This window comes from Archangium sp. (assembly GCF_036389735.1).
Classification (GTDB): Bacteria; Myxococcota; Myxococcia; order Myxococcales; family Myxococcaceae; genus Archangium.
In genome coordinates this window covers 1-13594 of sequence record NZ_DASVWK010000939.1, presented here as the reverse complement: position 1 = coordinate 13594, position 13594 = coordinate 1, and the positions used below count along the sequence as shown (strand labels likewise).

At 70.6% G+C, this 13594-nt stretch carries 10 protein-coding genes and 4 tRNA genes; 13 read left to right on the top strand and 1 reads right to left on the bottom strand.

Annotated features, from left to right (window positions below; all coding sequences use genetic code 11):
- The first annotated feature begins 196 nt into the window (after nt 1–196).
- From VF794_RS33480 to VF794_RS33420, 13 genes are all read left to right on the top strand, one after another.
- Entirely contained in the window at nt 197–1150 is a 954-nt protein-coding gene (locus VF794_RS33480; protein ID WP_331117181.1) for a DUF4388 domain-containing protein, read from the top strand.
- A 37-nt stretch (nt 1151–1187) separates the two neighbouring features.
- A complete protein-coding gene (gene selD / locus VF794_RS33475; protein WP_331117180.1) occupies nt 1188–2240 on the top strand; it encodes a selenide, water dikinase SelD in 1053 nt (350 codons plus the stop codon).
- A 68-nt stretch (nt 2241–2308) separates the two neighbouring features.
- Nucleotides 2309–3589: a TolC family protein gene (locus VF794_RS33470; RefSeq protein WP_331117179.1), complete on the top strand. Its 1281-nt coding sequence runs from the start codon at nt 2309–2311 to the stop codon at nt 3587–3589.
- Nucleotides 3586–5163: an efflux RND transporter periplasmic adaptor subunit gene (locus VF794_RS33465; protein WP_331117178.1), complete on the top strand. Its 1578-nt coding sequence runs from the start codon at nt 3586–3588 to the stop codon at nt 5161–5163. The genes VF794_RS33470 and VF794_RS33465 overlap by 4 nt, the downstream gene beginning before the upstream one ends.
- Before the next feature lie 18 nt (nt 5164–5181).
- A complete protein-coding gene (locus tag VF794_RS33460; protein ID WP_331117177.1) occupies nt 5182–8319 on the top strand; it encodes an efflux RND transporter permease subunit in 3138 nt (1045 codons plus the stop codon).
- The gene (gene chrA / locus VF794_RS33455; protein ID WP_331117176.1) at nt 8316–9551 is read left to right on the top strand and encodes a chromate efflux transporter; all 1236 of its coding nucleotides are present in this window, start codon (nt 8316–8318) and stop codon (nt 9549–9551) included. Before VF794_RS33460 ends, chrA begins: the two co-directional genes overlap by 4 nt.
- A 55-nt stretch (nt 9552–9606) precedes the next feature.
- A complete protein-coding gene (locus VF794_RS33450; protein ID WP_331117175.1) occupies nt 9607–10416 on the top strand; it encodes an N-acetylmuramoyl-L-alanine amidase in 810 nt (269 codons plus the stop codon).
- 37 nt (nt 10417–10453) lie between these two features.
- The gene (gene rph, locus VF794_RS33445) at nt 10454–11170 is read left to right on the top strand and encodes a ribonuclease PH (RefSeq protein ID WP_331117174.1); all 717 of its coding nucleotides are present in this window, start codon (nt 10454–10456) and stop codon (nt 11168–11170) included.
- Between the two features lie 4 nt (nt 11171–11174).
- The gene (gene rdgB, locus VF794_RS33440) at nt 11175–11783 is read left to right on the top strand and encodes an RdgB/HAM1 family non-canonical purine NTP pyrophosphatase (protein WP_331117173.1); all 609 of its coding nucleotides are present in this window, start codon (nt 11175–11177) and stop codon (nt 11781–11783) included.
- A 64-nt stretch (nt 11784–11847) separates the two neighbouring features.
- A tRNA-Pro gene (locus VF794_RS33435) sits at nt 11848–11921 on the top strand.
- Between the two features lie 32 nt (nt 11922–11953).
- Nucleotides 11954–12030 (top strand) — tRNA-Arg (locus VF794_RS33430).
- An 87-nt stretch (nt 12031–12117) separates the two neighbouring features.
- Nucleotides 12118–12191: transfer RNA gene (locus VF794_RS33425), tRNA-His, on the top strand.
- A 21-nt stretch (nt 12192–12212) separates the two neighbouring features.
- A tRNA-Arg gene (locus VF794_RS33420) sits at nt 12213–12286 on the top strand.
- A gap of 64 nt (nt 12287–12350) precedes the next feature.
- Here the strand turns inward: VF794_RS33420 and bet are convergent.
- Entirely contained in the window at nt 12351–13541 is a 1191-nt protein-coding gene (gene bet / locus VF794_RS33415) for a phage recombination protein Bet (RefSeq protein WP_331117172.1), read from the bottom strand.
- Nucleotides 13542–13594 lie beyond the last annotated feature (53 nt).

The window sequence follows — 13594 nt, the reverse complement described above, 5'->3', positions numbered from 1 at the left end:
AACTTCCCTCCCGGCCCGTGGACGAACAGGGCCAGCGCCGACTCTCGTTGATTCGTAGCGGTGAGGAATTCTTGTTTTCGCCCGGTCTCATGTAGGCTAGGCGCGATTTCAGCTGGCTCGGTCGGGGTGGAGGCGAGGGGGTTGAGGGCGGCGGATCGGGCGCCATGGCAACACTCATCATCGAGGTCGTAGCACCGTGAGCACTCCGAACGGATCGCCGACGAAGACGTACGCGCTCAAGTTCATCTCCGGCAAGTACCAAGGCGGTGAGTTCCCGCTGAAGGTGGAGAAGCAGATCGTCATCGGCCGCTCGAGCGAGCTCGATATGGTGCTCGTCGAGGACATGGTGTCGCGCAAGCACGCGCGCATCAGCGTCAACGGGGTCGGGCAGATCTCCATCGAGGACCTGGGCTCGACCAACGGCACCTTCGTCAACGGCGAGAAGGTGAAGCAGGCGACGCTCAAGGAGGGGGACCGCATCCTCATCGGGACCTCCATCCTCAAGCTCATCCAGCAGGGGGCCGGGGTCGGCGAGGTCGACGACGCCATGGCCAAGCAGAAGCTGGAGGAGGCGGCGGCGGCCCAGGCGGCTCGCACCTCGACCAAGGCCTCGTCGATGACGGGGAAGATCGAGGAGATTCCGCTGCCCGACCTGCTCCAGCTCTTCCACACGTCGAAGAAGAACGGCGTGCTGGTGGTGAGCAACGAGCACGAGGGGAAGATCTACCTGCGCCAGGGCCGCGTGTACTACGCGGTGATCGACGACAACCACAACCTGGGACCGCAGAAGAGCTTCAACCGCATCGTCACCTGGGAGCAGGGTGACTTCGAGCTGCGGCCGGCGGATCCCCAGGAGTTCATGGTGGAGATGGACTCGTCCACCGAGGCGCTGCTGATGGACGCGCTGCGCCAGCTCGACGAGTACAAGCGCATCCAGAAGGACCTGCCGCCGTTCGCCGCGAAGCTGACGATGGCCCTGCCCATGACGGCGCCGCTGCGCGAGCTGTCGCCGGAGCTGCTGGACGTGCTCCAGCTGGTGCACAACCACGGCTCGCTGGGTGGTGTGCTGGACCACTCGGAGCAGGACGACGTGCAGGCGGCCGAGGCGGTGCTCCAACTCCTCAAGCGCGACTACGTGCGCCCGACCTGAGCCAATTCCCCGAATCACGAATCACGAGGTTCCCACCGTGTCCGAAGAGCAGAAGCCGCGCCGGCTGACCGAGCTGGCGAACTGTGCGGGTTGAGCGGCCAAGATCCGGGCCGCGGACCTGGCGCAGGTTCTGCGCCAATTGAAGACGGTGAAGGACACGAGGGCGCTGGTGGGCTTCAACACCAACGATGACGCGGCCGTGTATCGCGTGGCGCCCAACATGGCGCTGGTGAGCACGGTGGACTTCTTCCCGCCGGTGGTGGACGACCCGTTCCAGTTCGGGGCCATCGCGGCGGCGAACGCGCTGTCGGACATCTACGCCATGGGCGCCAGGCCCCTGTTCGCGCTGAACCTGGTGGGCTTCCCCAAGGACCAGCCGCTCGAGGTGCTCTCCCAGATTCTGGCGGGAGGCCAGTCCAAGGCGGACGAGGCGGGCATCCCCATCCTGGGTGGGCACTCGGTGCAGGACCCGGAGCCGAAGTATGGCCTGGCGGTGACGGGGCAGGTGCACCCGAAGAAGGTGCTGACGAACGCCGGGGCGAAGCCAGGCGACGTGCTGATGCTGACGAAGCCGCTGGGCTCGGGCATCGCCACCACGGCCATCAAACGCGGACTGGCCTCGCCGGAGCTGACCGAGCGCGTGGTGGAGATCATGTCCGCGCTCAACAAGCGGGCGGGCGAGGTGTTCGCCTCGGGCAAGTTCAAGGTGCACGCCCTGACGGACGTGACGGGCTACGGCCTGCTGGGGCACCTGCTGGAGATGATGACGGGCGCCAAGGCGAGGGCCTTCCTGGACCTGGAGCGCATCCCCATCATCTCGGAGGTGCCGTCGCTGGCCTCCCAGGGCGTGGTGCCGGGCGGGACGAAGTCCAACCTCGCCCACGTGGCCAAGAAGGTGCGCTTCCCCAAGGGCCTGCCCGAGGACATCCAGTGGGTGCTCGCGGATGCGCAGACGAACGGGGGCCTGTTGGCGTCGGTGCCGGCGCGTGACGCGGCCAAGGCCTACCGGGCGCTGGAGCGCGCCGGGGTGGACGTGGCCCTCATCGGCGAGGTGGGCGAGGGCCGGCCCGGTATCGAAGTCGTCGGCTAGCGCTCACGCCGGGCGCGTGGGCCCTTCCCGCGATTGACGGTGTGGAGCGCCGAAAGTAGACCCGTTCCATGACGAAGCGGGAGTGGGAGTCGCTGGGCACGCTGTCCGGGACTGCTGTCCTCGTGGTCCTGGTCTCCGTCGCGGCCTCCGCCCAGCCCGCGCTCACCGAGCGGCAGTACGTGGAGCGGGTGCTCGCCTCCGGCCTCGACACGCGGGTGGCCGAGGGGGAGGCCGCGCTCGGCCGGGCCGAGGCCGTGGGTCTCGCTCGCTGGCCCAACCCCACGCTCGAATGGCAGCGCGAGAGTGCCCGCGCGGGGGATGGCGCGAGGGAGACGCAGGACATCCTCGTGGCCACGGTGCCGTTGGTGCTCTCCGGACGGCTGGGCCTGGAAGCGGAGTCCGCCGAACAAGGGGCGCGGGCCGTCGAGGCGCGCCGGGACTTCGCCCGCCTGCGGCTGTGGAACGAGGCGATACGCACCTTCTCGGCGGCGCTCGGCGCCCAGGAGCGACGGGCCATCCTCGAGGACTCGCTCGAGACCCTGAGGCGGCTGGAGGTGGCCATCGCCGCCCGGGAGAAGGCGGGGGAGGCCGCGGGGTCCGACCACCTCCGTATCTCCATTGAGGTGGCCATGGTGGAGGACCTGCTGCGGGGCGCGGTACTGGATGAGCGGAAGCAGAAGGCCGAGGTGCTTCGCCTGCTCCCTCCGGGCTCCGGGGAGCTGCCGCCGCTCCAGGGCTCGTTGGCGGAGGCGCGACCGCTGCCCCCTCGGGAGAATGTGGTGTCGGCACTCGAGTCCAGGCCGGACGTCAGGGCCTGGGAGCTGGAGGCGCGGAGCGCGGAGCTGGCCCGCCGGGCGGCCGGGCGGGGCTGGATTCCCGAGCCCACCGTCAACGCGGGCGCGCAGCTTCTCGACGTGGGACAGCCGGGCGCGGGGACGGGCTACGTGGTGGGGCTCTCGCTGCCGCTGCCGCTCTTCCAGCGCCGCCAGGGCGAGGCGGCTCGGGCGGAGGCGCGTCGTGCGCTCGCCGAGGCCCAGCGCGCCGCCCTCCTGCATTCCGCGCGCATCCGACTCGCCACGGCCTATGACGAGGTGGAGGGCCGCCGGGCGCGGCTGGAGCGCCACCATGCCACCGTGCTCGTGCGGACCGAGGAGCTGCGCCGCATCGCCGGGGCGGCCTACCGGGGCGGAAGCGCGGACCTCCACCTCCTGATGGAGGCCGAGCGTGCCTCCCGCGAGGCTCGGCTGGCGGCTGTCGAGTTGTCCGTCTCCGTCACCGAGGCGGAGACGGATCTCCTTCTTCTCGCGGGTGCCCCGGTGGGCTCCGAGCCGCGGAGCACCCCCCGATGAAACGCCTCTTCCTGTCCGCCCTCGTCCTCGTGTGCGCCCTGGGGGGGTGCAAGAAGGTCGGAGAGGAGCACGCCGATGGTGGGGTGGCTTCCGCGCGGCCGGAGCGCCCGGGCGTGTCCATGACTGCCTACCAGAGCGGGCTGGAACTCTTCATGGAGTTTCCCGCGCTGGTGGTGGGGCAGCCCTCGGCGCTGGTGGCGCACTTCACCGACGCGAGGAACCCAGAGGGGTTTCGGGTGGTGACGCGGGGCCGGGTCATCGCCGTGCTGCGCTACGCGGACGGGGCGGAGGAGCGCTTCGTCGCGGACAAGCCGCTGCGCGACGGCCTCTTCAAGCCGGAGGTGAAGCCCTCGCGAGCGGGCGAGGCCACGCTCACGCTGGTGCTGGAGGGCGAGCAGGTCTCGGGCACGGTGGATGCGGGCCGCTTCCCGGTGTACCCCACGGTGGCCGAGGCCATCGCCGCGGCGCCACCGGAAGAGGGAGGCGAGCCCACCGTGGCCTTCCTCAAGGAGCAGCAGTGGAAGACGCAGTACGCGACGGCGCCGGTCGAGACGCGCCTGCTCCAGGGAGGCATCGCGGCCAATGGAGAGCTGAAGCCGGTGGCCGGGCAGGCAGCGGAGCTGTCCGCGCCGGTGGCCGGACGCCTCCCCGTGGACGGCCCGGTGCCGTACCTGGGCAAACCGGTGAAGAAGGGGGAGGTACTGGTGCGGCTGGCCCCCACCACCGCCGCGAGCAGCACGGACCTGGCCTCGCTGGAGCTGGAGGTGAGCCGGGCCCGGGCGGAGCTGGGCCTGGCGGAGCGCGAGGTGAAGCGGGCCGAGGAACTGCTCGCCGCCAGGGCCATTCCCGAGAAGCAGCTCGACGAGGCCCGCGTGGCCCGCGAGGTGGCGACAGCACGGGTGGCGGCGGCCGAGCGCCAGCGGGAGACCTACCGGGGCACCCAGAGCGGGGGCGTGGTGCAGGGGGCGGCGCTCTTCGAGCTGCGCTCGCCGTTGAATGGAGTGGTGGCCTTCTCCGACGTGATGCCCGGGGCGGTGGTGGAGGCGGGGGCGCGGCTCGTCCTCGTGGTCAACACCGAGCGGCTGTGGCTGGAGGCGAGGGTGTACGAGCCGGACGTGGCGCGCGTGGAGAACTCGCCGGGCGCGAGCTTCACGGTGGCGGGCTTCGAGCGTGAGTTCACGGTGGACGAGAAGAGTGGGCGACGGGTGGCGGTGGGGGCGGTGGTGGACCGGGCGACACGGACGGTGCCGGTCATCTTCGAGCTGCCCAACCCGGGCGGGGTGCTCAAGCCGGGCATGTTCGCCAAGGTGCAGCTCCACACCGGGGAGACGGTGCGCGGGGTGGCCATTCCCGAGTCGGCCATCGTCGACGACAGCGGGCGCTCCGTGGTGTTCGTCATGAAGGGGGGCGAGTCCTTCTACAAGCGGGCGGTGCGGACCGGCATCCGCTCGGGCGGGTGGGTGCAGGTGCTGGAGGGCGTGAGGGAGGGCGAGCGGGTCGTCTCGCGTGGGGCCTATGACGTCAAGCTGGCCGCCGCGACGGGCGCCGCCGTCGGGCATGGACACTCGCACTGAGGCGGGGAGACCGGACGCATGAATCGCCTCATCCGCTGGTCCATCGAGAACCGACTCCTGGTCGTCGCCGCCTCGTTCCTGCTGCTGGTGCTGGGGCTGGAGACGGCGCGGCGGATGCCGGTGGACGTCTTCCCGGACCTCACCGCGCCCACCGTCACCGTCCTCGCCGAGGCCCACGGGATGGCGCCCGAGGAGGTGGAGACGCTCATCACCTTTCCCATCGAGACGGCGGTCAATGGCTCCACGGGCGTGCGCCGGGTGCGCTCGGCCTCCGGGGTGGGCATCTCCATCGTCTGGGTGGAGTTCGAGTGGGGAACGGACATCCACGCCGCCCGGCAGGTGGTGAACGAGAAGCTCCAGCTCGTGGCGGCGCAGCTGCCGGCGGACGTGACGCCGCCGACGATGGCGCCTGTCTCCTCGGTCATGGGGGAGATCCTCTTCCTCGCCGTCTCCTGGGACAAGGAGTCGCTCGCGGCGGACGAGACGAGGCGCGAGGCCCGGATGATGGAGGCGCGCGGGGTGGCGGACTGGGTGCTGCGCAAGCGGCTGTTGTCCGTGCCGGGCGTCTCGCAGGTGGTGCCCATCGGCGGGGCGGTGAAGCAGTACCAGGTGCTGCTGCGGCCCGACTCCATGCGGGCGCTCGACGTGGGCTTCGAGCAGGTGGCACATGCGCTGCGGACGACGAACCTGAACACCTCGGGCGGCTTCTACGTGGAGCGGGGGCAGGAGTACCTGCTGCGCGCGGTGGGGCGGGCGCGGAGCGTGGAGGATCTGGCCAACACGGTGGTGACGGTGCGCGCGGGCCAGCCCATCACCGTGGGGCAGGTGGCGGACGTGCGGGTGGGCCCTCGCCTCAAGCGCGGCGAGGGGAGCGCCAACGCCGAGCCGGCCGTCATCCTCGCGGTGATGAAGCAGCCGGACGCCAACACCCTGGCGCTCACCCGGCGGCTGGACGCGGTGCTCGATGAGGTCCAGCCCTCGCTGCCCAAGGGGCTGAAGGTGGACCGGCACGTCTTCCGGCAGGCGGACTTCATCTCCGTGGCGGTGCACAACGTGTCCGTGGCGCTGCGGGACGGTGCCATCCTCGTGGCCATCATCCTGCTCGTCTTCCTGATGAACGTGCGGGCCACGCTCATCTCCCTGGCGTCCATCCCGCTGTCGCTGGTGGTGGCGGTGCTGGTGCTCCAGGCCCTGGGCATCTCCCTCAACACGATGACCATTGGAGGGTTGACCATCGCCATCGGGGCGTTGGTGGATGACGCCATCATCGACGTGGAGAACGTCTTCCGGCGCCTTCGGGACAACGCACACCGGCCGGAGGCGGAGCGCCTGCCGGCCACCGAGATCATCTTCCACGCATCCTCGGAGGTGCGCACCGCCATCGTCTTCGCCACGCTCATCATCGTCCTCGTCTTCGTGCCGCTCTTCTTCCTGTCGGGGCTGGAGGGGCGGATGTTGGCGCCGCTGGGGCTGGCCTACATCGTGGCCATCTCCGCGTCGCTGGGGGTGGCGGTGACGGTCACTCCGGCGCTCTGCGCGTACCTGCTGCCGAATGCGCGCGCGTTGGGCGCGGAGGAGGCTCCGCTGTTGCGCTGGCTGAAGCGCCACTATGAGCCGCTGCTGCGGCGCGCGCTGGCGCACCCGAGAGGGGTGCTGGGGGGCACGGGGCTGGCGCTGGTGGCCGCGCTCGCGCTCATCCCTTTCCTGGGGCGCGCCTTCCTGCCCGAGTTCAACGAGGGGACGCTCACCCTCAACGTCGTCACCCTGCCGGGCACCTCGCTGGAGGAGTCGGATCGGCTGGGCCGGCGGGTGGAGCAGGCGCTGCTGGCCTTCCCCGAGGTGGTGGCCACCGCCCGGCGCACGGGCCGCGCGGAGCTGGACGAGCATGCCCAGGACGTGAGCGCCGCGGAGCTGGACGTCCGGCTGGACATGTCCCGGGGGGAGCGGGACAAGGAGGAGCTGCTCGCGGCGATGCGCCAGGCGGTGGCCCAGGTGCCGGGGGCGGTGGTGACGATCGGCCAGCCGCTCTCGCACCGCATCGATCACATGCTCTCGGGCTCGCGGTCGGCGATCGCGCTGAAGCTCTTTGGGGACGACCTGGAGAAGCTGCGCGAGCTGGCCGAGCGGGTGAAGCAGGTGGCGGAGAAGACGCCGGGGGCGGTGGACGTCTCCATCGAGCAGCAGGTGGACATTCCCGAGCTGGAGATCCGCGTGGACCGGGACGCGGTGGCGCGCTACGGGCTGACGACGGGAGAGGTGGCCGAGGCGGTGGAGCACGCCTTCGCCGGGGCGACGGTGGGGACGGTGCTGGAGGGGCAGCGCGCGGTGGAACTGGTGGTGCGGCTGGAGGATGGGGCTCGGGCGGATCTGGAGACGCTCGAGGCCACGCCCATCGACACGCCCGCGGGAGGGCGCCTGCCATTGAAGATGCTGGCGAGCCTCGTGCGGGATACGGGGCCCAACACCATCAGTCGTGAGGGCGTGCAGCGCAAGATGGTGGTGCAGGCCAACGTGGCGGGGAGGAATCTGTCCGAGGTGGTGGACGACCTCCGGGAGCGCCTCGCCGCCGAGGTGCCCTTCCCCGAGGGGTACCACGTCGTCTACGGCGGCCAGTTCGAGAGCGCCGAGGAGGCCGCCCGCACCATCGCCCTGCTGAGCGTGGGGGTGGTGGTGGGCATCTTCCTGCTGTTGGTGGTGGCGTTCGCCTCGGTGCGCAACGCGCTACTCACGCTCATCAACCTGCCGCTGGCGCTCATCGGCGGGGTGATGGCGGTGGCCCTCACCACGGGGGTGGTGAGCATCGCCTCGCTGGTGGGCTTCATCACCCTGTTCGGCATCGCCACGCGCAACGGCATCATGATGGTGAGCCACTTCGAGCACCTGATGACGCAGGAGGGGAAGCCCCTGCCTGAGGCGGTGGTCCAGGGCTCGCTGGAGCGGCTCGCACCCATCCTCATGACGGCGCTCTCGGCGGGGTTGGCGCTGGTGCCGCTCGTGCTGGCGGCGGACGAGCCGGGCAATGAGATTCAAGCGCCCATGGGCGTGGTCATCCTGGGGGGGCTGCTCTCCTCCACCTTCCTCAACATGCTGGTGGTGCCGGTGCTCTTCCGCCTCTACGGTCGCCCACCCGCCCCTCGCGAGGAGTCACCACGATGAAGAACGGAGAGGTCGAGGCGGTGGGGAGCGGCGAGCAGGTGAGGGTGCCTCGGGAACCGCTGGGCCGTCTCTTCCTGCGCTTCCTGCACTTCGGGCTGCTCGCCTGGGGTGGACCGGTGGCGCAGATCGCGATGATCCGCCAGGACCTGGTCGAGAAGGAGAAGTGGGTGACGCGCGAGCACTTCAACCGGGTGCTCGGGGTGTACCAGGTGCTGCCGGGCCCCGAGGCGCATGAGCTGTGCGTCTACTTCGGGATGCTCTCGCGCGGCCGGGTGGGGGGCCTGCTGGCGGGGCTCGGGTTCATGCTGCCCGGTCTGGTGCTGATGCTGGGCCTCTCGTGGCTCTACCTCCGCTATGGCCTGGAGTCGCCGAGGTTGGTGGCCGTGTTCGGTGCCGTGCAGGCCGCGGTGGCGGCGCTCATCGTCCGAGGCGTGACGCGCATCGGGCAGCACGTCCTGGTGGACCGCTGGACGTGGGGCGTGGCCGTGCTCGCCGCGCTCGCGCAGGGGGCGGGGGTGCACTTCGCCTTCTCGCTCGTGGCCGCGGGCCTCATCGTCATGCTGGCGCGCAAGGGGCTGCGGCTGCCGGCCCTGGCGCTCGCCGGGGTGTGCGCGGTGGCGGTGGGCGGGTTCCTCGTGCTCCACGGTTTCGTCCCCATGGGGGCGGGTGGGGCGGAGGTGGGGCAGGGCGCCGTTGGGGGACACCCGTCGCTCCCGGGACTGCTGTGGTCGGGCCTGCGCAGCGGGCTCCTCACCTTCGGCGGGGCGTACACGGCCATTCCCTTCCTCCAGCGGGATGCCGTGGTGACGGGGGCGTGGATGACCAACGCGCAGTTCCTCGATGGGCTCGCGCTCTCCGGGCTCATCCCCGCGCCGCTCATCATCTTCTCCACCTTCGTGGGCTATCTCGGGGGCGGATTGCCCGGGGCCCTGGTGCTGACGGCGGGCGTCTTCTTCCCGGCGTTCGCCTTCTCGCTCGTCGGCCACGACTTCTTCGAGCGGGTGCTGAGCCACCCGCGCCTCCAGTCCTTCCTCGACGGGCTGACCGCGGGCGTGGTGGGGCTCATCGCGGCGACCACGGTCGGGCTGATGCGCGCCGGGCTCACCAACCTCGCCACGGTGGCCATCTTCGCCGTGGCCGTGGGGGTGCTCTTCCGGTGGAACTCGAAATTCCTCGTGCCGCTGGTCATCGCCGGGGCGACGCTGGCCGGGCTCCTGCTCCAGGTGGGGTGAGGAGACCGCCGGCCCCTGGCGGTCGGCCGTGCCGCCTTCTACGATCCGGGCCAGCATGGTGTTCCGTCTCTCGACCCTCCTCGGCATCCTCGTCTTCCTCGGCCTGCCCACGTCATCCCGTGCGGCCGAGCGCCCCCCGCGCATCGTGGTGGACCCGGGCCACGGCGGCGCCCAGGAGGGCGCCACGAGTCCCACGGGGCTCCTGGAGAAGGAGGTTTCGCTCCAGATAGGCCGGCGGGTGAGGGAGCTTCTGGAGAAGGAACTCGGGGCCCAGGTCCTGATGACGCGGGACGAGGACCAGGCGCTGCCGCTGCCCGAGCGGGTGGATTTCGCCAACAAGCAGCGGCCGGACCTCTTCCTGTCCATCCACTGCAACGCGATGCCCACGAAGCGCACGCGGGCACGCGTCCAGGGCATCGAGACGTACTTCCTCTCGGCCAATGCCTCCAACGCCACGGCGCGAGCCGCCGCGGACCGCGAGAACGCCGAGGCCCCACTGTCCCAGGCGGCGCGGGGGGACTCGACGCTGGCCTTCATCCTCCACGATCTCGCGCGGACCGAGGCGCACCAGGACTCCTCGCGCCTGGCGTACGCCGTCCACCAGAAGCTCATCGCCAGTACGGGAGGCTCGGACCGGGGGGTGCTCCAGGCGCCCTTCTATGTCCTCAACGGCGTGGAGGCACCCGCCATCCTCATCGAGGTGGGCTACATCTCGCATCCGGACGAGGGAGGCCGCCTGGGGCGCGCCGAGTACCAGGAGACGCTCGCCACGGCCATCACCGAGGGCGTGCGCTCCTTCCTGTCCGAGGTGCGCCGGCGCGATACCCCGAAGGGCCCCAAGGTGGCGGCTCCCGCCACGCCCTGATAGAGAGGCGGCCGTTTCCCTACCCGAGGAGCCTCCCATGCGGTCCTTCAACCGTGGGGCGCTGGATCTGCGCCCTGTCACCCTCACCCCCGCGGCCACCCGCTACGCCGAGGGCTCCACCCAGGTGGAGTTCGGCCATACCCGCGTGCTCGTCACCTGCTCGGTGGAGGACAGAGTCCCCCCGCACCTGATGGGCAAGGGCTCGGGCTGGGTGACGGCCGAGTACGGCATGCTACCGCGCTCCACGCACACCCGCACCCATCGCGAGGCCTCCAAGGGTAAGCAGACCGGGCGCACGCTGGAGATTCAGCGTCTCATCGGCCGCTCCATGCGCGCCGCGGTGGACCTGCCCGGCCTGGGTGTGCGCACCTTCACCCTGGACTGCGACGTGCTCCAGGCGGACGGCGGCACCCGCACGGCCTCCATCACCGGCGCCTACGTGGCCCTGGTGCTGGCCATCCGCAAGCTGCACAAGGACGGCGTGATGTCGCGCATGCCGAAGCTGACCCCGCTGGCGGCGGTGTCCGTGGGCATCGTGAAGGGCGAGGTGCGGGTGGATCTGGACTACGACGAGGACTCCACCGCCGACGTGGACCTGAACCTGGTGGCCACCGGCGACGGCCGCATCGTCGAGGTGCAGGGGACGGCCGAGCACCAGCTCTTCGACCGCAAGGGGATGGACGCCATGCTGGACGCGGGACTGGCCGCCATCCGCCAGCTCACCGAGGCCCAGCAGAAGGTGCTCGGAGGCTGATGCCATGAAGCCGCGCCTGCTCTTCGCCACCACCAACGCGGGCAAGCTGCGCGAGCTGCGCGGCCTCGTGGGCGACGCCGTCGAGGTGCTCGCCTTGAGCGACCTGCCCCCGGTGCCCGAGCCCGTGGAGGACGGGGACACCTTCGAGCGGAACGCGGAGCTCAAGGCCCGCGCCTATGCCGACGCCACGGGCCTGCCCGCGCTGGCGGATGACTCGGGGCTGTGCGTGGACGCACTGGGAGGCCGTCCCGGGGTTCACTCGGCGCGCTACGCCGAGGGGAGCGACCAGGCGCGCTACGAGAAGCTGCTCCGCGAGCTGTCCGGCGTCCCCGACGAGAAGCGCACCGCGGCCTTCGTGTGCGCGCTCTGTCTGGCGCTGCCGGGGCGGGGCGCCGCCCGTATAGAGGTGGGCCGCTGCGAGGGGCGCATCGGCCACGAGCCCCGGGGCTCACACGGCTTCGGGTACGACCCGGTCTTCCTGCTGCCAGGCGGGAGGACGATGGCGGAGCTGACGAAGGAGGAGAAGGCGGGCCTGTCGCACCGGGGCTTCGCCTTCCAGAAGATGAAGCCCCACCTGCTGGCGCTCGTGAACGGCCAGCCTGTCGGGGGGTGAGCAGACGTCAGGAACGTTGACCTTGCGCGTCCGTTCCGGATGGTTCAACAATGCGGAGCTTTGTCGGGGCGTAGCGCAGCCTGGTAGCGCACCTGCCTTGGGCGCAGGGGGTCGGAGGTTCGAATCCTCTCGCCCCGATATCGCAGTAACGCAGTAGCGGAGAGAGTTGGGCGCCAGTAGCTCAGCCGGATAGAGCATCGGCCTTCTAAGCCGAGGGTCGTGGGTTCGAGTCCCGCCTGGCGCGCCAAGCCTCCGTTGTGAAAAGGGCTTGAAACCGAATCGGATTCCAAGGTAGGGAAGCCGCCACGTTTCAGCGCGGTTGTTCGTCGTGACGGCGGCCATAGCTCAACTGGTTAGAGCGCAGGACTGTGACTCCTGAGGTTACCGGTTCGATCCCGGTTGGCCGCCCTTCTTCATCCCCCGCTTTTCGCGCCTATAGCTCAACTGGATAGAGCATCGGCCTTCGAAGCCGAGGGTTGGGGGTTCAAGTCCCTCTGGGCGCACAGCAGCACCCCCTTTCGAGGGTGCCGCCATGCCGGGAAGACTCCTCCCCACTTCCAGTGAGCCTCAGCTCGCGGCGCCGTTGGCCGCCGGGATGCGGCAGCGCAGCTCCGCCTCGGTCTCGAGCGCCACGAGGTTCTCGCGCATCGGCCGGGCCCACTTCGCCTTGGGCTGCTCCATCAGCTTCTCGTGAGCCAGGTCGATCGTCTCGGCCAGCTCCTCGTCGCTGAGCTCCGAGGCCGTCTTCCCCTTGTGGGGACCGAAGGCCACCACCACGGCGGAGCTCTTCAGCTTCGCCGGGGCCTCGATGGCCGGTGCCGCCGGCTCGGGGGCCGCGGCGGGCTTCGGGGCCTCCTTCAACGCCGCGGGCGCCTTGGCCTGCTTCGACTCCTTGGCCGAGGTGGTCGCCGGGCGTGCCTTCACGGACTCGGAGACCGTCTCCGGTTCACGCACCGTCTCCCGGGGCGCCTCCACGTGGAACTGCACCGGAGCCAGAGCCGGCTGCACCGCGGCCGGAGCCGGAGCCGGCTCCTCACGGGCCTCGCGGGGCGCCGTGGGCAGGGCGGGGAAGGACGCCTTCACGGGGCCGGGCCGAGCGCCCAGCACCTCGTAGCCGCCATGGCTCGTCGCCGGAGCGGGCTCCGCCGCGGGCTCGAACTCCTCGGCCGGCATCTCCTCGCGCACGTACAGGCCGCCGAAGGCCTCGGGGTATGCCTTGCGCAGCGCCGCCACGCGGGCGCACTTCTCGATCATCGTCGTGGGAATCTTGGCCCACAGGGGCGTCTGCTGGACGTAGCCCGCGAAGTCCAGCCACACCACCACGGGCAGCTTCGCGTCGCGCACCACGCGCGCCCAGGCGCCTACCAGGCTGCCCTTGCGCTTGGCCGGGTTGAAGCGGTGCACCACCTCGCCCTTGCCCTGGTCCACGATGATCTCATCCTCGGCGTACACCGCACTCGCCTGGATGCCCTTGAAGTCCGGGAAGCGCTCCGCGCGCGCCAGCATCCCCGCCTCCGAGGGCTGGAACTCGTAGCGCGTCACCCAGTTGGGCTTCTCGCGGTTGCCGGCGTTCTGCCGCCGGGCCACGCAGAAGGCCTCCTTCAGCAACGGGTCCAGCCCGGAGCGCTTGCACTGCTCGATGAAGAGGGCGAACTCGTCCTCCCCGATGCCTCGGGGGCAGATGGTCCGCTTGATGAGTTCCACGCGCTCGTGGCTCCACTGGCCCGACGCGGTTTCCGACTTGTTGTGCGCTTCCATGCCGCTGCTCTGTCTCCGCCTGCGAAAAGGGCGAACGACCTCCGTCCGCCCGC

Coding starts and splice junctions, on each gene's coding strand:
- rph (WP_331117174.1), top strand. CDS start 10,454: ATGCGGTCCTTCAACCGTGGGGCGCTGGATCTGCGCCCTGTCACCCTC.
- VF794_RS33460 (WP_331117177.1), top strand. CDS start 5,182: ATGAATCGCCTCATCCGCTGGTCCATCGAGAACCGACTCCTGGTCGTC.
- VF794_RS33450 (WP_331117175.1), top strand. CDS start 9,607: ATGGTGTTCCGTCTCTCGACCCTCCTCGGCATCCTCGTCTTCCTCGGC.
- bet (WP_331117172.1), bottom strand. CDS start 13,541: ATGGAAGCGCACAACAAGTCGGAAACCGCGTCGGGCCAGTGGAGCCAC.
- VF794_RS33470 (WP_331117179.1), top strand. CDS start 2,309: ATGACGAAGCGGGAGTGGGAGTCGCTGGGCACGCTGTCCGGGACTGCT.
- rdgB (WP_331117173.1), top strand. CDS start 11,175: ATGAAGCCGCGCCTGCTCTTCGCCACCACCAACGCGGGCAAGCTGCGC.
- chrA (WP_331117176.1), top strand. CDS start 8,316: ATGAAGAACGGAGAGGTCGAGGCGGTGGGGAGCGGCGAGCAGGTGAGG.
- VF794_RS33465 (WP_331117178.1), top strand. CDS start 3,586: ATGAAACGCCTCTTCCTGTCCGCCCTCGTCCTCGTGTGCGCCCTGGGG.